This window comes from Microvirga ossetica (genome assembly GCF_002741015.1).
In the GTDB taxonomy this organism is placed as follows: domain Bacteria; phylum Pseudomonadota; class Alphaproteobacteria; order Rhizobiales; family Beijerinckiaceae; genus Microvirga; species Microvirga ossetica.
In genome coordinates, this window is sequence record NZ_CP016617.1 from 899,235 (window position 1) to 915,289 (window position 16,055).

Genomic DNA, 16,055 nt, shown 5'->3' on the forward strand with positions numbered 1-16,055 from the left:
TCGGTCAAAGCTGTGCTCGCCGTTGCAACTCGGCCAGCCGGAACAGCAGTGCCCCGAGCTCGAGCGAGTCCCTGACCTTTATCGTTGCCAGATGCCCCTTGTATTCCAGGGCGAGATCGCCGACCTGGACCGCAAGGCCAACCCCCCTCAGGAAACTGTCCATGGGTGTGTCGCCGGCCCCGACCGCGTGAGCGAGATCAATCCCGAGCAAGCTGGCAAGGGTCTGGGTGCCTGACAGCTTATCGACGCCTTTATGTGTGACGAAGTTCGAGCGCTTGGCGTGCTGGTACGCCATGAGCCGGTCCTCTTCGGCGTTGATCAGGAGAAGCATCATGCAGATGTCCTGCGCATGTAGGGTTTCTCCCAGCTCGGCGACGGACGTTGAAACAACCGCCGTGGCGCTGCGATACTTGGCCTGGATTGCCGCAATCCGTTCGGGCGCTGGTGTCCAGATCAACTCGCCCTGCGTCCAATCGCGGGGGTAATAGAACACGATCAGGTCATCGATGCCGTCACTGACCAGTCCCTGGATGCCAGTCAGGACCTCGTCGATTTCGGATGCCTCCAGCGGGAAGGCCTTGATCTCGTCGAAAGCAATCTCTCCTTCCCCCGTCTCATGGAGGTAGCCCATGAGGCTGCCGTTGAGAGAGATCAGCGGCAGCGGGGCGTTGGTAATGGCGTACCACTCCTGGCCGAAGGTGCGGATCACATTGAGCGGGAACCGCAGGGTGTTCAGGATCACCGGGCGGCCCAGGTCCCGCAGGTGTTTTAGGCCATGTGAGACTGCGTCAGGAATAACAACACGCCCCTCAAACTCGTGCACAGCCGTGCCATCGAGGTCAGTGATGACCGCGCCCTCACGGCCGAAACGTGAGCTCTCGACAAAGGTCCGCAAATCACCATCAATCGACACTTCGGAAGTCATGACGCCCATGATAGCCTGGTTGTGAATGGAAGCTGCGCCGGTCAACGTTCAAGTCGGCAATCCGTTCACCCGGCGCTCGACGGTGATCGGGACTGAGGCCATTCGCATCCCAAGCAAGAGCATTCGCGGCTTGGCTCATGAGGCATAGGCTATGGCCGATTTGTCCCATTCCGCGGCCGGCCTAATGGCGTGTGCTAGGTTAGGATCTTGAACAGGGGCGCACGCACGGTCTCTGGCTTTACTCAGGATTGTTCCGCGCAAAAGCTCTTAGGGGAAATGGCCCGTCTTCTTTCGACAGATTCCCCTCTGGCCAAGACTGAGATCAGTACTGGACGCACAATGAGCTCGGACGAGGGTGAACAATACCGCTCTCCAGAAGTTGCCCGGCTAGGGTGGGGCTTTATTGCCGGAGGCACCATGTTGAATGTTTGTTTTGGCACGCTCGCAGAAGCCGAGGATGCGGCGTGGTTCCTCACCAAGAAGACCCGCAGGAAATGGTGCGCCGTGCCGTTTCCGCAGGGCGGGCAAGGCAAATGGGCCATCGAGGAGACGAAGCGGCCTTCGCTTTTAGTGGTGAAGTAGCTTTGTTACGGATGTCTCGCGCGTAGCGGCTGCGACGGTGATTGGGTCAGGTTGGAGGCGTTTCGGGAACCTAAGGATCATGTCCCTCGTGGCGCGCGATTTCGTCCAGGACGAGCTGGCGATGCCTGCGCCACTTCTCAAGGAGAAGTTTATAGTTCTGAAGCAGTCTCTCGGCCTGCGTCGTGTCATGACCGTGTTCGGCCCTCCGCTCGATGGGGGCAATCTGCTCGACCACGAGCTTTTCGCCCGCGGCGATGTGAACATCTACCGTGGCGAGGTCCTCGCGGTCTTCCGAGCCCGGCTGACAGCGGTGCTGGAGCGCATGGCCGGAACATGGCGCTGGCGCCTGTTCCATGGCTCGGAACCCGTCCCCGACCGTTGAGCGGCCGACCAGCTTGATGGCGGTCCCGACCACCCGGAAAGCTCCAGGAGCTTCCTCTCAGCCCGAGTAGTCGGTGTCGTCGTCGGCGGTTGCTCTCGGGTCCAGGTGCATCACCACGAAGAAGAGGCTCTTGTCGCGCTCGCTCTCGGAGAGGCGGATTGGGTGGATGGTCACAGGCTTCCAGCCACTCTTGGCCTCTTGATGGAGCCATTCGGCCAGCTCGGCGTCAGTAACCTCTCGGCGGAAGGCGGCATAACGGTCCATGGGGCACTCCATAACTGGGTCACACTTCGGCAGCCGCTATCGTCTCACATCGTCAGTCGTCATCTCCACAGGGTTTCTCGTGTGCGGGGCGGTCGGACACGCGATCGTACCCAGTTTAGGTAGATGACAGCCTCTCTTCGAATGTGCCGCCAGCCCGCCCGAACCCGCCGCCATTCCGCTTGCGTCAAACGCTCGGCGGATCCCGGTGCCGCTGAACACAGCTCCGAAAGGTCCGGATCGAGGTTAGACTGGCCCTCCCGGCCCTCTTGGGACATCGCGCCAGTAATCCCACAGCTCCTGCTCGCGTTTCCTGTCCGGCCAGAGCAGGTCATCCCCGTAGAAGGCAGGGGCACCTCGCACCTGCTCTTCGGTGATGTCGGTGCGATAGCCGTGAAACCCTGTGTCGTAGGTGAGCTTCTCCCACGGGACGGTGTGATGATGGACTCCGACACCCAGGAAGCCCCCGAATGTCACGTCGACGTAAATCACCCGGCCGCTCACCTTCTCGATCAACAACCGCTTGATGGTGCCGATCCGGTGCCCCTGGGTATCGTACACCGCCGTGCCCTCGACACGGTCGCTTTCGATGACGGGCTTGGATGAGGCGTGCTGGGGAAGCGACCCCGAGAGATAGAAGCCGTTCTCCAGCACCCCGAACTCCACGACGGCTTCGTTGACGTCCAGGGGCCAGGGCTCATCGGGGGCGATCTGCCGCTCCAGGGTCCAAGGGCCATCCGTCGCCGGAAGTCCCGCCGCATCGTGATCGCCAGTGATGCCGCGCAGATCAGGAGCACTTGCCGAGTGGAACACGTAATACGTGGTTCGTCTCATGAGCCCCTCCCTTTCACCGGGATCGGCAACCTCTGTACATTCACTCATGATCAGCGTGAAAACGCAAAGACCGGTCGTTCAGGTCCGGTTCCGAGGACCAGAATGTGAACCCGAGCCAAGTGTGACCGAGCCTGTCACGGCTGGCACCTGCCAACGTCTGTTACTGCTGCATTGCCAGGCGGGCGGGCACGATCTGCTGGGCTCCCAAGATCACTGGCTGGGCGTGTCTGACGCTCGGCGTTGCGCCATCGACTGGGGCAGATGTCAACAGCGACGGCAACTCCTTCAGCCACATGAAGGGGCCGTCCAGCGGCGCGATGGCCACGAGCTGTTCTCCCGTGCCTGGAGGAGAGATGGCCTTCACCTCGTTAGCTGGGGATGGGCAGGTGCCTGTCCCAAGACAGGCCAGGCGTGTCGCACGCGCCGGCGTGATCACATGCTCCAGCCCGGCATAGGCCAGAGCCTCGGGACGGCTCACCTCACCCAGCGACACGCCGCGGCGCCAGAGGGCAGTGAAGGATGGGTGCTGCCCGCCATCCACATAGGTGGTCCGGATGGCCGCCCTGCCCTCCTCCAGCAACACCGCCATGTGATCCTCTTCCATGGCCCGGTAGGCCAGCACCCCTGCTTCGGTCTCCGGGCTCCTGGCCCGTCGGAATGCATATTGCCCCGCCGCGACGCCCACGACGGGTTCTTCCCGGGTCGCGTCGAAGCGATCCGAGCCCTCCTTGAGCTGGCGCCAGAATGCGATGTCCGGGTCCAGGCGGTGCCGGACGAGGTTTTCTGCGGTCATGCGAAACGGATAGGCTTGCAGCTGGATGGTTTTCTGGCCGCCTCTGAAGGCCTCCCGCATGAGGGCATAGATCTCAGACATGCCTGTGTCCGTCATGGCATAGCAACCGGCGGAGGAGCAGGTTCCGTGAACCATCAGGGCGGACCCGGTGGCCCCCTGAGCCCGGTCGTAGGCATTGGGAAACCCGGTGTCGAAGGAGAGATAGTGCTTGGAGTTCGGGTTCATCTGGGAGGCGCTGACGGCATAAAAGCCTTCCGGGGTCTGCCGGTCGCCCTCCTTCTGCTTGGGCCCAAGTTGGCCTGACCAGCGGCAGATAGGGAACGTCTTGAGGCGAATATACCGCCCGCTTGTGCTGCGCTTCCAGACTTCCAGCTCCGCTTCCTTCTTGTAGATGCGGATCAGCATCGGTTCTGCGGGAGAGGTGTTCTTCCCCCGCATCAGAGCCACCGTTGCTGGCGGGATAGGAGCTTCGTGCTTCAGATATCCCGATGCAGCCTGCACGGCCTGACCCAGCAGGGCAGCGACCATGAGGGCCAGGACAGGCAGATGTGCACATCTGAGCATGGAGATCATGGGCGGCTTTCGGCTGCGGGAGCACAAAGGGCATCTATCACTTAAGCAGTAGGATGGATCAGCCATTCGCAGGCAATTGCGGCAACAAGTGGCTGGCTCTGGGCTCGGAGAGCCCGATCGGGGACCAGGAGGATCCGAGGGGCGGCCCTCATGGAGGTGTCGCTTGGCCCTTAGCGGGACACAAACGCGGCCTGGCGGGACCGCTCCCAACGGATGGGCTTATACGCCTTGCCCCTCAGCTTCGCGTCGCCCCAGATCGTGTCGAGATATCCCGCATCGGCGAGAATGATGGCGTCCAGCCGGGCCGCACGGTTGATGTCCACATTCGCCTTGCCGGTCCGGAGGCGCTCGTCATCCCTCTTGGACAACTTGGTCACGAATGTCACGACAACGCCGGGCGCGCCCTCGACCTCGTACGCGTTGAACAGGGCAAGGCCATCTGGCCTCACCTCGATGAGGTGCTCCTTGAACGCGAACCCGTTGTTCTGGGTGTGGGTCCTGATGTCGGCGAGGGTGGTCTCGCCGAAGACGAAGCCTGGAAAATCGGCGGGCTTGCCGTGAGCGCCTCCGCCCCACTTCGTCTCCGCGTAGACAATTTTCTGCGTCCCCGGATCTGCGGCAACAGAAAGCCTATTTCCGTCGGGCAGCTTCCATCGCCGTTCCTCGTGCGGATCCACGCTCTTGGAAGGCAGCGGCCGTGCATCGAGTCTGGAGGCGGACGAGATCTCGTCGCCGACCTTGATCCCCGAAAGGGATTGCGCCTGGGCACTGGTGCCGAAAAGCACGCCCGCAGCGACCGCGGCGATGGCCTTGAGATCAAGTCGTCGCATAATGCCCCCGATGCTTGATTTTGGCGGGAAAGTAGAGACTTGGCCGCTTGTGCGTCAACCCATGCGGGCCGCCAGGAGCATCCATGGGCCCGACGGTGTCGCATCCATGCAACACTGTCCTATGCCGCGCAGAGGCGTGCCGCCGGTTCTACCGCCTCAGGTTAGCCAGGAGGGGGAGGTTGATCCCTTCGACGTTGAGCGCCTCATAGGTTGGGCAAGGGACAGCTCGAGTTCGCTAGCGGCGCAGGCGCAGACTAGGTTCAGCGAGGCTTATGCGTTATGCTGAACGTCGTGAGCGGGATTGCAAACCCAGCAGACTCCGCGTAATCTATATCTAGTAGGCGCTATCCATTCGAGGTCCGATATGTTGCGGCATGTCACGGATGAAGAGATTGAGCAGCGCGTGAAGGTTCTCCGAAGGGAGCTCGGTCTGGAGAACCAGAACCGTCCCGACATGATGGCTGTGATCGAAAAGCTTACGACCAGCTTTCGGCACTTTGCTTATCAGCGGATACCAGACTCCGAGATGCCCAATGGAGAGGCGCAATGGGATGCCAAAATGGGCGTCCTACGGATGCGTGAGAGTGTCGTCGGCGCAGTTCAGAGGGGTGATCCAAGAGCCCGCATGACCATCGCCAATGAGATTGGGCACTTCGCAATGAAGCACTCTGGTATCGGCAACAGGAGCACCGCCCAAACGCCCGCTGGACTGCTCTTGTTAGAGACCCGGAAAGAGGAGAGTGAGGCAAGACGTTTTGCTGCGATGTTCCTGGCTCCCAATTATCTCCTCAGTTCGACAGATACCGTTGACGATATTGTTGGCCGATTTGGAATCAGCTTTGAGGCCGCAATGATCCGCAAGGGCGAGTTTGATGCGTTTCAGCGCCGCGCCTCCGGGCAGCGGCGCGAGCTACCGTCTGTCGTCGTAGATTACCTGAAGGATGCACAGAGACGGGGTGTGAAGCTGCGGACGGAACTGAATTAGGAGAGGCCAAGCGCGGTCCGGTTATGGCGACGTACGAGGCAACTGGTCAGTGGCGCCCGATCGAGCATCAAAGCGATCAAGGATCTGCCTCAAGCCAATGTCCGAAACGAGGCTTGCTGCCTTCCTAGAGTTGAACCATTTCGTCTCCCGCTCGCCTTGTTCAAGCCAGCGGTCCTTCTGATGGTCCACATGAAGCGGAAAGACCTCGACGACACACTGTACTTCACGCCCATCCCCAATCTTCTTGCTGTACTCAAAGGACCCTATGGCCTCAGGATGGACCTCCCCGACCAAGCCTGCCTCCTCGAATGCTTCACGGGCGGCACTGTCGTGCGGATCGAGTCCTCGGATCGGCCAGCCTTTGGGGATCATCCAGCGCTTGCGCCCGCGTGTGGTCACGAGCATGACCATCAAAGCCCCATCCCGGCTCCAGCGAAATGGCAGAGCTCCGTACTGGACGTAGCATCCCTTCACCCGCTTCGGACCCCTTCTGAGAAAAGTTAGCCACCTCACTGCAACTCACTGCTCCGTCTCTTATGGAACTACCCTGTAGAGCTTGCGTTCCGATTTCCAGTAATCGGAGGCTTTGAGGCCAATGAGGAAGGGATCCAACACTCCTTACGAGATCAAACTCAAGCTGTAAGTCGAACCTGAAGTGCCGAGCGACGTGCTGATGCATGTGAGTCTCGGCTATTAGGGCCGCTCCCGTGGGGAACGATCAGTTCCAGAAGGGCTTTGCCTGTTTGAACGTTTTCCAGATGGCCTCTAACTCGGCGTCAGCCAGACTGGTGGCCCGCGCTTGCCACCCGAGAATGAACCCCGATGCCCGTTCGGCATCGGCATCGTGCGTCGTTGCCAGCCCGCTCAAAAACTGCTTCGCGGTAACGGCGTCGTTGTGGGCGCCGAGAAGATCTTGCAACGTCGAGATCGTGCGAAGATAGGCCTTCACGTTCTGCCGGCGGCCGAACAGCCCACGATAGAACTCAGCCCCATAGCGCAGGTTCTTTAGGACGATGCGCAGATCGTGGCGGGCCTCGTCGGACAATTCCATCAGTTTCTTGCCCCGCTTCAGCGCGCGGTTTCTCAGCCGGTCAAGGGTTTGCTGGGCGAAGTCCGCCGCCGGAGCGGTCAATTGGGCTAGTTCCGGACCAGTCAGGGCATTGCGCCAGGTGCGGCGGGCCAGGAGGCTTTGCACTTTCAGAACGAACAGCATCGTATCGCGATCCTCAAGCCGCACACGTGCGTCTTCGTAGGCAGCAATCCGGCGCTCCTCGATCGCGGCGAGCAACGTGGTGCAGTTCTCTGGCCGATCGGGGTGCTCCAGCGGCCCACCCTCAGCCGTTTCGCGAAAGACATCGCATTCGCGCGCCGGACCGAGCGCAGAGGCGATTCGCTTTGCCTCTCCCCGGAGGAAATCGAATTCTGAGCAAGGCAGAGCCCGCTTGAACATCGCGAGCGCGGCCCGCATGCGCCGCAGGGCAACCCGCATCTGATGAATGGCAACCGGATCCTGCGCTCCTCTGAGGGCATCCCAGTTGGCCACGAAGTGCCATAGCGTGTTCGAGATCACCGCCTGCACAGCGTCATCAAGCGTCGCCGCCGGTGCGAACTGGATCGGACCGGCCTTGACGGCGGCGGCCGTCTCTTCGGAGACGGCGCGGAAACCGCGCTCTCCCTTGCTGACGAAGTCGAGCTGCAGAGGCAATTCTTCGGCAAGGCTCATCGCCAGGTCATACAAAGCAGGCTCATCGCCCGATTTCAGCTCCAGTTCGATTTCGGTCAGTGGCACACTCCGCCCGGCGACGGCAATGACGCCTTCATCGAACGCCACTTCGATCTGGGACTGGCCTCGCTCGACCAGGATCGTCCGTCGCTTGATGGTTGTCTCAAACTGCGCGGCGAGAGGACGATCCTCCACAAGAGCGATCAGCTCGCGTGCTGTGCCCTCGTTGAACAGCGTAAGGTCGGGGTAAAGACTCGGCGAGTGGACCTCAACGTCCTTTCGGGAGAACGGACCGTCGTCCATCTGAGCCGCTTTGACACCGAGGGTTGGGCGCGCGCGGCCCTTTCTGCGAATGCGGAGGACGATCCCATTCTTCCGCAGATCTCCCGATACGGTGTCGAAATAGGTCGAGCGCACATTCTCGGTGCGGGGGACCGACACCGATGCCACAACCTGCGAGGCCTGGGCTCGCTTGAGACCGTCGCGATCAGTTCTGAACTTGACCTCGATTTCCCGGCTGTCGGAATCGGCCGCAGCTGCATCAGGGGTGGGCATACTGGCGACAGCGCTTGCGGGCCTGGTCATGGAAACATTCCGTCATCGACAGCGGTGTAACCGCCACACATCGACAGAAGATGTCAGGGCGGTCCTGTGTTTATTCAACATTAAGACTGTGCGAGCAAGCCTGTCATATGACTGTTACGGATTTGGGGTATGAGGCCTCATGCGTGCTCGGGAACAGCAACTGCGTCAGGTCGGCGCGCTCCCACTGCTTGTTAACCAAGACGGCGGCGTTGAGGTGTACGTTGTGACCGCACGGGGCAGCGGACGCTGGATCATTCCCAAAGGCAACCTCATTCCTGGCCTCGCGCCGCACGAGGCGGCCGCCCAGGAGGCCCTGGAAGAGGCCGGCTTGGTTGGCATGGCCGAGCCGCATTGCATCGGAACATTCGAGTTCAGCCGCCGTCGCCGCGGCCGCGAGACGCACTGCCTCGTGGACGTCTATCCACTCACGGTCAAGCTTCAGCTGCGCAAATGGGCCGAGGCAAGTCAGCGTTCGGTGCTTCGGTGTACCCTCGAGACGGCTTTGTCGCTGGTGGATTCCTCAAGCCTTGCATTCCTGATCGAGCAGCATTTATCTCCGCACCTGCAATCCGAGCATCCAAGGCAGGCTCGCCAACCCAGTTTCACGTCGCTTCACGCCTGTTGAGGCGGCGGTAGATCCGCTGGTTTCGACCTGTTCTTCTTTGCGCGCGGATTGGATGCCTTGCCTCTGGTCTTGGCGGCTCCCCTCGCTGGCCAACCGATCCGCTTGAGTTCGTCAGCTTCTGCGTTGAGGGTCACCAGCCCCTTCTCAACCGTCTCCAGGAGCGACCGCAATGAGGTGTCCGGGTTTCTTTGATCCACAACCTGCTTAAGGCTGCGAGCGAACTTCTCGCCGCGCTGGATGGCCTTTGCCGTTTCCGCGTGAAGGGTCCGGAAGGTGTTACGGTCTGACTTTGTCGCCATGATAGAATTCCATGTATGCCAACGGCTGAGAAACAAGCGAGGAAACTGCTGTCAACTGTCCGGTATGAGCCCGTTCGGTAAAGTCTTGCCTGTCTCCTGCATCGTTTTGGTGGAATTCCTGCTCGAGTGAGGATGAGAGCCAAGGCTTCGTCCCTCGCCCCGGGCGATGCGTCGGCTCAAGAGTATCATGGATTGCGGCCGTGTTACGGCGGATCATCATGTTGAGCGGCTGCTCGAAAGTCTGACGATTCGGCATTTGGATCGCTTCATGGCGCGGCCTGGTCGCCACGATGAGCATCGAGGCGTCGACCTCGACCGCCGTGCTGCTGGCTTATCTCAAGCAGGTGCTGGTGCCCAAACTCCGGCAGGTGAAGCCGGATGCGATCCTGGTGATGGACAACCTGCGCCCGCACCATGCAACCGAAGTCATTGAGCTTCTCGCCCAGGCCGGGATCGGGGTGTTGTACCTGCCGCGCTACTCGCCTGAGTTCAACCCGATCGAGCCCGCCTGGGCCAAGGTGAAAGAGCGGCTCAAGGCGAAAGCGCCTCGCACTCTTGAAGCTTTGGAAGCCGAACTCAAACCCGCCCTCGACACCATCACCGCAAGGGATGCCCGAGGCTGGATCAGGCATGCCGGCTATGCCCTACACTGATCCCAAAAGCGCTTTAACATTCAGTCCTGTTCGCCGAAGCGTATCCCGAACATTTGGAATATCCAGCATGAATGATCGTTGTAATGAAGTACCATGCAGGCTAGCTCTGGTGCGTAGCAGATCTCCTGGGCGGTGACACTCGTAGGCGGAGAAGATCAGAAGGCAGCCGAAATGTTCGCCGCTCAGCCTGATGGCCCGAGTTGAGCAAGACCGGCGTCGTGGGCTATTGCCCTTTCAGCTCCGGGGCTAGGTCGGTGCCGGTCATACCGGGCATGAGGTGATCGGTGAGGATGAAGTCCGGCACAAGCCCATCCTCGATCACCGCCAGCATGCGCCTCTCTATCGAGGCGTGTCAGAACTCGTTAGACAAGTCTCTGATTGTCCTCATTAGAGATGTCACCTCCGGGGAGTGACTGCTGAGAGCTCAACCCACCTTGAACAGGCTCTTGCCTTGGCCGCGCCGCCGCGGGGCGCTGTTGCTCCGGCTCATGTCGAGCTCCTTCTGCCGCTCGGCAATGTAGGCCAGAACCGGACCCAGCCGCTTGTTCTCGACGACCGCCGCCTGATCCACCTGCTGGCGTCGGTCAAAGGGCCTGTAGGGCAGCTCCAGGCCCTTGTGCTTGATGGCAAAGCGCCCATCCGGATAGTCGTAGACGGTCACCCGCTGGCGGGCGAGGGACAGCGTGATCGCGTTCGGCTCGAGAATGAACAGCACCTGGTCGTACTGCAGGGTCAGATTGCGCGAGACCGTCCGCTCCTCCCGCCAGGCGAACACGTCATCCAGCTCATCGTCCTCGCTGAGCGGGCGATGCAGGTCCTTGTCGCTGTAGGGCGCCTTGGCAAAGCGGCGGTTGAAGTCCGCCATGAATGCCGGCAGGAAGGCATTGCCCGCCTCAAGGGTCGAGATCCCAGCCAGTCGCATCTCCTTGACCAGGCGGTCCTGCAAGGTGCCGTTGGCGCGCTCGACGCGGCCTTTGGCTTGGGGCGAGTTGGCGCAGATGATGTCGATGTTGAGCTGATGCAGCGCCCGCCCGAACTGGGTCATGCCGTCACCGCCCACCGCTCCTTTGCCGTTGACGCGGAAGACGGCATGCTTGTCGGAGTAGAACGCCACCGGCTTGCCGTAGGCCTCCAGGTACTCCCGGGTCGATCGGAAATAATCAAAGGTCGACTCGGTCTCGACGAACTTCAGGTGCATCAGCCGGCTGGTGGCATCGTCAATGTAGACCAGAAGCGTGCAGGGTGGGCCGCGATCCTCGAACCAGTAGTGCTCGGAGCCGTCGATCTGGACGAGTTCGCCGACGCAGTCGCGCCGATAGCGCGGCTGGTGCACCCCTTTGAGCTTCTGCCGGCGCTCCTGCCAGAGACCCGCCGCGATCATCCAGCGCCGGATCGTCTCGACACCCAGATCGATGCCGTGCCGCTCGGCGAGCTTCTCGCAGGCGAGCGTCGGGCCGAAATCGGCATAGTTGGCTGTGATCAGCGCCAGCACCTCGGTCCGCAGCGCCGCTGGGTAGGAGCGGTTGCTGGGCTTGCCGCGCCGGCGCGACACCAAGGCCGTGGGACCACCGGTCTGATAGGCCTTGAGTAATCGGAACACTTGGCGCCGTGTGATCCGCAGCAGTTGGGCAGCTTCGCGCACCGTAATTCGCTCCGCCACGACGTCCCGCAGAATGTGAACCCGATCGATCTCCGGCCGGCTCATCCCGATCACCGTCATCAGACCCAATCTCCCCAGCACCATCACCCAGGGAGAGTGACATTTGTAACGGGGAGAGGAGTGACCTTTCTAACGGGGTTCTACAAGGCGAATTCGTTGAACATTTTTTATGGAACTTAAAAGTGTGTTAGCCTTGGGCTAATGCATTATGCTCTTGCGATGGCGGTTCGGGTCATTTCTTCACGCGCCTCCGTCCAAACCAGTTCACCGCGATGAAGCATGGCGTTGACGTGAGCGTGAGTCTCGCTGAAGGCGAAGCTCAGTTGATGAGGATCAAGCGGGCGTGTGAAGAGCACGGGAACCAAGTCGGCAACGGAGTGAGGCCTGATGCGACAGGCCTTCGCGACCCGAGCGCAGCGTTCCTCATGATGGTCCACTAGCTCCTGGCAGCGCACATGCAGACCACGGAACGGCAGCTGGTGACCAGGAAGAACAAGTGCGTCGGCAGGAATCCGGTTCGTGATCATGTTCAGCGAGCGCAGGTAAAGACCGAGCGGGTCGCCGTCAGGATCGACTTCCCAAACGCTGATGTTGGGCGTGATTTTGGCGAGGACCTGGTCTGCTGGAAGAAAAATGTTGTCACTGGCACAGTACAGCATGAGCTGGTCGGGCGCATGGCCATCACCAAAGAGCACCTCGAACTCGCGACCGCCGATCAATAGAACCTGTTCTGCAACAACGCGTGTGAAGGTCGGCGGAAGGGGCGTCACCATCCGGAGATAGGCCTGGCCCCGGGTGGCAACGAGATCAGCTGTCTCAGGAGCCATGCCGTGGCCCAGGTAAAAATCGCGATAGGGCTTTGCTTCCTTCGCTTCCGGGCTGAGCGAGATGTTGAGGCAGCCGAGATAGCTGCTGAGGCTCGTCAGCAAAGGCAGGTTGAACTGCTCGCACAACCAGCCTGCAAGGCCGATATGATCGGGATGAAAGTGGGTGATAATCAGGCGCGTCAGCCGCCGTCCGGCAAGTGGCCCAGCAAGGAGCGCCTGCCAAGTTGACCGGGTCGGATCATCTGCGATCCCAGTATCGAGTACCGCCCATCCGTCGCCGTCTTCGATGAGATAGATGTTGACGTGGTCGAGACGGAATGGGAGCAGGATTCGGGTCCAAAGGATTCCCGGCGCGACTTCCCGCACTTGACCGATCTCAGGGGGCTCCGCAAACGGCAAAGTCAGGCCGAGTTCGGCGGAGAGCGGGGTTGAACTCTTAAGCACCAGTTCTCAAGCTCCAGTCACTAAAGGATCATTAATTCAGATGGCCTGCACGAGCAGATCGATGCTGGCTTTGGCATCGCCATAGAACATGCGGGTGTTGTCCTTGTAGAACAGCGGGTTCTCGATGCCGGAATAGCCGGTCCCCTGCCCTCGTTTCGACACGAACACCTGCTTGGCCTTCCACACCTCCAGCACCGGCATGCCGGCGATCGGGCTGTTCGGATCCTCCTGGGCGGCCGGGTTGACGATGTCGTTCGAGCCGATGACGATCACCACGTCCGTCTCGGCAAAGTCCTCGTTGATCTCGTCCATCTCGAGCACGATGTCGTACGGCACCTTGGCTTCGGCCAAGAGCACGTTCATGTGTCCCGGCAGGCGGCCGGCCACCGGATGGATGGCAAAGCGCACCTCTTTGCCCTTGGCGCGCAACCGCCGCGTCAGCTCCGAGACCGATTGCTGCGCCTGCGCCACCGCCATGCCGTAGCCCGGCACGATCACCACGCTGTCGGCCTCGTCCAGGGCGGTGGTCACCCCATCGGCATCGATGGCGATCTGCTCGCCGGCGATCGCCATCACCGGACCCGTCGTCGCACCGAAGCCCCCTAAGATCACGCTGATGAAGCTGCGGTTCATCGCCTTGCACATGATGTAGCTCAGGATCGCACCGGAGGAACCGACCAGGGCACCCGTCACGATCAGGAGGTCGTTGCCGAGCGTGAACCCGATCGCTGCCGCCGCCCAGCCCGAGTACGAGTTGAGCATGGACACCACCACCGGCATGTCGGCGCCGCCGATGCCCATGATCAGGTGATAGCCGATGAAGAATGCCAGCAGCGTCATCGCCACCAGCGTCCAGATGCCAGCGCCCTGCACATACAGCACCAGCAGGACGAGCGACAGCAGCGCCGCGCCGGCATTGAGCCCATGCCCGCCCGGCAGCTTTTTGGCCTTGCCGTCGAGCTTGCCGGCCAGCTTGCCGAAGGCAATCACCGAGCCGGTGAACGTCACCGCCCCGATGAACACGCCGAGGAACACCTCGACCTTCAGGATCGCGATCTCCACCCCGGTCTTGTGCGCCAGCACCCCGGCAAAGCCGGTGAGCGCATGCCGCGCCGACTCGTCGAGCGCCAGAACCCGCCCGAGCTCGAGGTCGGCGTTGAAGCCGATGAGCACGGCGGCGAGACCGACGAAGGAATGCAGCGCCGCCACCAGCTGTGGCATCTCGGTCATCGCGACCTTCTTGGCCACATACCAGCCGATGCCAGAGCCGATCACCAGCATGGCGGCAATCACCGCGTAGTTGCCCACGCCCGGGCCGAACACGGTCGCACCCACGGCGAGCGCCATGCCGGCAATACCGTACCAGACGGCCCGCTTCGCGCTCTCCTGGCCCGAGAGGCCGCCGAGAGAGAGGATGAACAGGATAGCGGCCGCCACATAGGCGGCGGAGACAAGACCAAAGCTCATCGGACGATCCTCACGACTTCTGGAACATGGCCAGCATCCGGCGTGTCACCAGGAAGCCGCCGACGATGTTGATGGTGGCGATCAGGAAAGAGAGCGAGGCCAGGGCCGCCACCAGCCAGTGGCCGGAGCCGACCTGCAGCAGGGCGCCGAGCACCACGATGCCCGAGATGGCGTTGGTGATCGCCATCAGCGGCGTGTGCAGCGAGTGGCTGACGCTCCAGATCACCTGGAAGCCGACAAAGCAGGCTAAGGCAAACACGATGAAGTGGGCCATGAAGCTCGCCGGCGCATAGGCGCCGACCAGCGCGATCAGCAGGCCACCGGCGACGAGCAGTCCGACCTGGCTGCGGGTCTGCGCCTTGAAGGCCGCCGCCTCCCCTGCCCGCCTCTCCTCCGCGGTGAGTTCCTTGGACTTGTCCTTCGGCTTGGCGGCCGCGATCGCCGGCACCTTCAGCGGCGGTGGCGGATAGGTGACCGCACCTTGGTGCGTGACCGTGGCGCCGCGGATGACGTCGTCGTCCATGTTGTGGTGGATGACACCGTCCTTGTTCGGCGTCAGGTCGGTCAGCATGTGACGGATGTTGTTACTGTAGAGGGTGGAGGCCTGGGCGGCCATGCGGCTCGGGAAGTCGGTGATGCCGACGACGGTGACGCCGTTCTCCGTCACGATCGTCTGGTCCGGCACGGTCAGGTCGCAATTGCCGCCGCGCTCGGCCGCCAGATCGACGATCACCGAGCCGGGCTTCATGGCCTGCACCATGTCGGCCGTCCACAGCTTCGGCGCCGGTCGGCCGGGAATGAGCGCGGTGGTGATGACGATGTCGATCTCCGGCGCGAGTTCGCGGAACTTTTCCAGCTGCCTCTCGCGGAACGCTGGGCTCGAGGGCGCGGCATAGCCGCCGGTGGCGGCGCCGTCTTGCGCCTCCTCGAAGGCGAGGAAGACGAACTGCGCCCCCATCGACTCGATCTGCTCGGCCACCTCAGGGCGCACGTCAAAGGCATAGGTGATGGCGCCGAGCGAGGTCGCCGTGCCGATGGCGGCCAGTCCGGCGACGCCGGCTCCCACGACCAGCACTTTGGCGGGCGGCACCTTGCCGGCGGCCGTGACCTGGCCGGTGAAGAAGCGGCCGAAGGCGTTGCCGGCCTCGATCACGGCGCGGTAGCCGGCGATGTTCGCCATGGACGAGAGCGCGTCCATCTTCTGGGCACGCGAGATACGCGGCACCATGTCCATGGCCACGACGGTAGCGCCTCGTGTCCTTGCCAGCTCCAGAAGGCTGGAGTTCTGAGCCGGCCAGAAGAACGATATCAGTGTCTGCCCCTGGCGTAGGCGTTGCACCTCGTCCTCAATCGGTGGACGCACTTTCGTGACCACGTCCGTTGCAGCGTAGAGGGCGGCTGCATCCGGCACGACGCTCACCCCGGCAGCGGCATAGGCCGCATCCGAGATCCCAGCAGCAGTTCCGGCCCCCGCCTCGATAAAGCATGTATGGCCCAGCTTCTGCAGCGCCACGGCCGAGTCCGGCGTCATCGCAACGCGTGCTTCACCTGGAAAAGCTTCCTTCAGTGCCCCGATCTTCATGGTCGATGTCCTGCTCTGGTGTCGT

The 16,055-nt window shown here is 61.8% G+C and carries 17 protein-coding genes; 5 read left to right on the forward strand and 12 right to left on the reverse strand.

Translation table 11 applies throughout. The annotated features are described in order from the left end of the window. Positions 1–4: 4 nt before the first annotated feature. Positions 5–934, reverse strand: a complete 930-nt coding sequence (locus BB934_RS32225; RefSeq protein WP_237050408.1) for an HAD family hydrolase — start codon at positions 932–934, stop codon at positions 5–7. Positions 935–1,264: 330 nt separating this feature from the next. Between BB934_RS32225 and BB934_RS47625 the strand changes: the two genes are divergently transcribed. Further along, positions 1,265–1,507 (forward strand): hypothetical protein, encoded by a 243-nt coding sequence (locus tag BB934_RS47625; RefSeq protein WP_157934450.1) that lies wholly within the window; start codon positions 1,265–1,267, stop codon positions 1,505–1,507. A gap of 79 nt (positions 1,508–1,586) precedes the next feature. Further along, positions 1,587–1,889 (forward strand): nuclear transport factor 2 family protein, encoded by a 303-nt coding sequence (locus BB934_RS47630; protein ID WP_157934451.1) that lies wholly within the window; start codon positions 1,587–1,589, stop codon positions 1,887–1,889. A 57-nt stretch (positions 1,890–1,946) separates the two neighbouring features. Here BB934_RS47630 and BB934_RS32235 read toward each other — a convergent pair whose 3' ends face one another. The 4 genes from BB934_RS32235 to BB934_RS32250 all read right to left on the reverse strand — a co-directional run bounded on the left by BB934_RS32235 (position 1,947) and on the right by BB934_RS32250 (position 5,180). Beyond that, on the reverse strand, positions 1,947–2,153 hold the full coding sequence (locus BB934_RS32235; RefSeq protein ID WP_099513927.1) for a hypothetical protein: 207 nt from the start codon (positions 2,151–2,153) through the stop codon (positions 1,947–1,949). Between the two features lie 243 nt (positions 2,154–2,396). Then, positions 2,397–2,984 (reverse strand): PRC-barrel domain-containing protein, encoded by a 588-nt coding sequence (locus BB934_RS32240; protein WP_237050409.1) that lies wholly within the window; start codon positions 2,982–2,984, stop codon positions 2,397–2,399. A 160-nt stretch (positions 2,985–3,144) separates the two neighbouring features. Next, positions 3,145–4,350, reverse strand: coding sequence for a L,D-transpeptidase family protein (locus BB934_RS32245; protein WP_099513928.1), 1,206 nt, complete (start codon positions 4,348–4,350; stop codon positions 3,145–3,147). 170 nt (positions 4,351–4,520) lie between these two features. Beyond that, positions 4,521–5,180, reverse strand: coding sequence for a hypothetical protein (locus BB934_RS32250; RefSeq protein ID WP_099513929.1), 660 nt, complete (start codon positions 5,178–5,180; stop codon positions 4,521–4,523). A 364-nt stretch (positions 5,181–5,544) separates the two neighbouring features. Here BB934_RS32250 and BB934_RS32260 point away from each other — a divergent pair, with 364 nt between their 5' ends. Continuing rightward, on the forward strand, positions 5,545–6,165 hold the full coding sequence (locus BB934_RS32260) for an ImmA/IrrE family metallo-endopeptidase (protein ID WP_099513931.1): 621 nt from the start codon (positions 5,545–5,547) through the stop codon (positions 6,163–6,165). A gap of 21 nt (positions 6,166–6,186) precedes the next feature. Here the strand turns inward: BB934_RS32260 and BB934_RS32265 are convergent, their stop codons facing one another. Continuing rightward, positions 6,187–6,576: an NUDIX hydrolase gene (locus tag BB934_RS32265; RefSeq protein ID WP_099513932.1), complete on the reverse strand. Its 390-nt coding sequence runs from the start codon at positions 6,574–6,576 to the stop codon at positions 6,187–6,189. Positions 6,577–6,883: 307 nt separating this feature from the next. Beyond that, positions 6,884–8,473, reverse strand: a complete 1,590-nt coding sequence (locus tag BB934_RS32270) for a CYTH and CHAD domain-containing protein (RefSeq protein ID WP_099513933.1) — start codon at positions 8,471–8,473, stop codon at positions 6,884–6,886. Between the two features lie 139 nt (positions 8,474–8,612). Between BB934_RS32270 and BB934_RS32275 the strand changes: the two genes are divergently transcribed. Beyond that, positions 8,613–9,098, forward strand: a complete 486-nt coding sequence (locus BB934_RS32275; protein WP_099513934.1) for an NUDIX hydrolase — start codon at positions 8,613–8,615, stop codon at positions 9,096–9,098. Positions 9,099–9,374: 276 nt separating this feature from the next. Here the strand turns inward: BB934_RS32275 and BB934_RS47635 are convergent, their stop codons facing one another. Further along, positions 9,375–9,695, reverse strand: coding sequence for a hypothetical protein (locus BB934_RS47635; RefSeq protein ID WP_157934452.1), 321 nt, complete (start codon positions 9,693–9,695; stop codon positions 9,375–9,377). On the opposite strand from BB934_RS47635, the gene BB934_RS32285 reads away from it, so the two are divergent. Beyond that, positions 9,688–10,050, forward strand: a complete 363-nt coding sequence (locus BB934_RS32285; protein ID WP_099513936.1) for a transposase — start codon at positions 9,688–9,690, stop codon at positions 10,048–10,050. The genes BB934_RS47635 and BB934_RS32285 overlap by 8 nt on opposite strands. Positions 10,051–10,474: 424 nt before the next feature. Here BB934_RS32285 and BB934_RS32290 read toward each other — a convergent pair whose 3' ends face one another. The 4 genes from BB934_RS32290 to BB934_RS32305 form a co-directional block, all read right to left on the reverse strand. Next, the gene (locus BB934_RS32290; RefSeq protein WP_099513308.1) at positions 10,475–11,770 is read right to left on the reverse strand and encodes an ISNCY family transposase; all 1,296 of its coding nucleotides are present in this window, start codon (positions 11,768–11,770) and stop codon (positions 10,475–10,477) included. 146 nt (positions 11,771–11,916) lie between these two features. Further along, positions 11,917–12,981 carry an MBL fold metallo-hydrolase gene (locus BB934_RS32295; protein WP_237050410.1) on the reverse strand — a complete coding sequence of 355 codons (1,065 nt, stop codon included), beginning with the start codon at positions 12,979–12,981 and terminating at the stop codon, positions 11,917–11,919. A 36-nt stretch (positions 12,982–13,017) separates the two neighbouring features. Beyond that, positions 13,018–14,448, reverse strand: coding sequence for an NAD(P)(+) transhydrogenase (Re/Si-specific) subunit beta (locus tag BB934_RS32300; RefSeq protein ID WP_099513937.1), 1,431 nt, complete (start codon positions 14,446–14,448; stop codon positions 13,018–13,020). Positions 14,449–14,458: 10 nt separating this feature from the next. Continuing rightward, positions 14,459–16,030, reverse strand: coding sequence for a Re/Si-specific NAD(P)(+) transhydrogenase subunit alpha (locus BB934_RS32305; RefSeq protein ID WP_099513938.1), 1,572 nt, complete (start codon positions 16,028–16,030; stop codon positions 14,459–14,461). Between the last annotated feature and the right edge of the window lie 25 nt (positions 16,031–16,055).

Excerpts from the sequence above, each read along its gene's own strand:
- BB934_RS32225 (WP_237050408.1), bottom strand. The coding sequence starts at position 934 with ATGGGCGTCATGACTTCCGAAGTGTCGATTGATGGTGATTTGCGGACC.
- BB934_RS47625 (WP_157934450.1), top strand. The coding sequence starts at position 1,265 with ATGAGCTCGGACGAGGGTGAACAATACCGCTCTCCAGAAGTTGCCCGG.
- BB934_RS47630 (WP_157934451.1), top strand. The coding sequence starts at position 1,587 with ATGTCCCTCGTGGCGCGCGATTTCGTCCAGGACGAGCTGGCGATGCCT.
- BB934_RS32235 (WP_099513927.1), bottom strand. The coding sequence starts at position 2,153 with ATGGACCGTTATGCCGCCTTCCGCCGAGAGGTTACTGACGCCGAGCTG.
- BB934_RS32240 (WP_237050409.1), bottom strand. The coding sequence starts at position 2,984 with ATGAGACGAACCACGTATTACGTGTTCCACTCGGCAAGTGCTCCTGAT.
- BB934_RS32245 (WP_099513928.1), bottom strand. The coding sequence starts at position 4,350 with ATGATCTCCATGCTCAGATGTGCACATCTGCCTGTCCTGGCCCTCATG.
- BB934_RS32250 (WP_099513929.1), bottom strand. The coding sequence starts at position 5,180 with ATGCGACGACTTGATCTCAAGGCCATCGCCGCGGTCGCTGCGGGCGTG.
- BB934_RS32260 (WP_099513931.1), top strand. The coding sequence starts at position 5,545 with ATGTTGCGGCATGTCACGGATGAAGAGATTGAGCAGCGCGTGAAGGTT.
- BB934_RS32265 (WP_099513932.1), bottom strand. The coding sequence starts at position 6,576 with ATGGTCATGCTCGTGACCACACGCGGGCGCAAGCGCTGGATGATCCCC.
- BB934_RS32270 (WP_099513933.1), bottom strand. The coding sequence starts at position 8,473 with ATGACCAGGCCCGCAAGCGCTGTCGCCAGTATGCCCACCCCTGATGCA.
- BB934_RS32275 (WP_099513934.1), top strand. The coding sequence starts at position 8,613 with ATGCGTGCTCGGGAACAGCAACTGCGTCAGGTCGGCGCGCTCCCACTG.
- BB934_RS32285 (WP_099513936.1), top strand. The coding sequence starts at position 9,688 with ATGAGCATCGAGGCGTCGACCTCGACCGCCGTGCTGCTGGCTTATCTC.
- BB934_RS47635 (WP_157934452.1), bottom strand. The coding sequence starts at position 9,695 with ATGCTCATCGTGGCGACCAGGCCGCGCCATGAAGCGATCCAAATGCCG.
- BB934_RS32290 (WP_099513308.1), bottom strand. The coding sequence starts at position 11,770 with ATGACGGTGATCGGGATGAGCCGGCCGGAGATCGATCGGGTTCACATT.
- BB934_RS32300 (WP_099513937.1), bottom strand. The coding sequence starts at position 14,448 with ATGAGCTTTGGTCTTGTCTCCGCCGCCTATGTGGCGGCCGCTATCCTG.
- BB934_RS32305 (WP_099513938.1), bottom strand. The coding sequence starts at position 16,030 with ATGAAGATCGGGGCACTGAAGGAAGCTTTTCCAGGTGAAGCACGCGTT.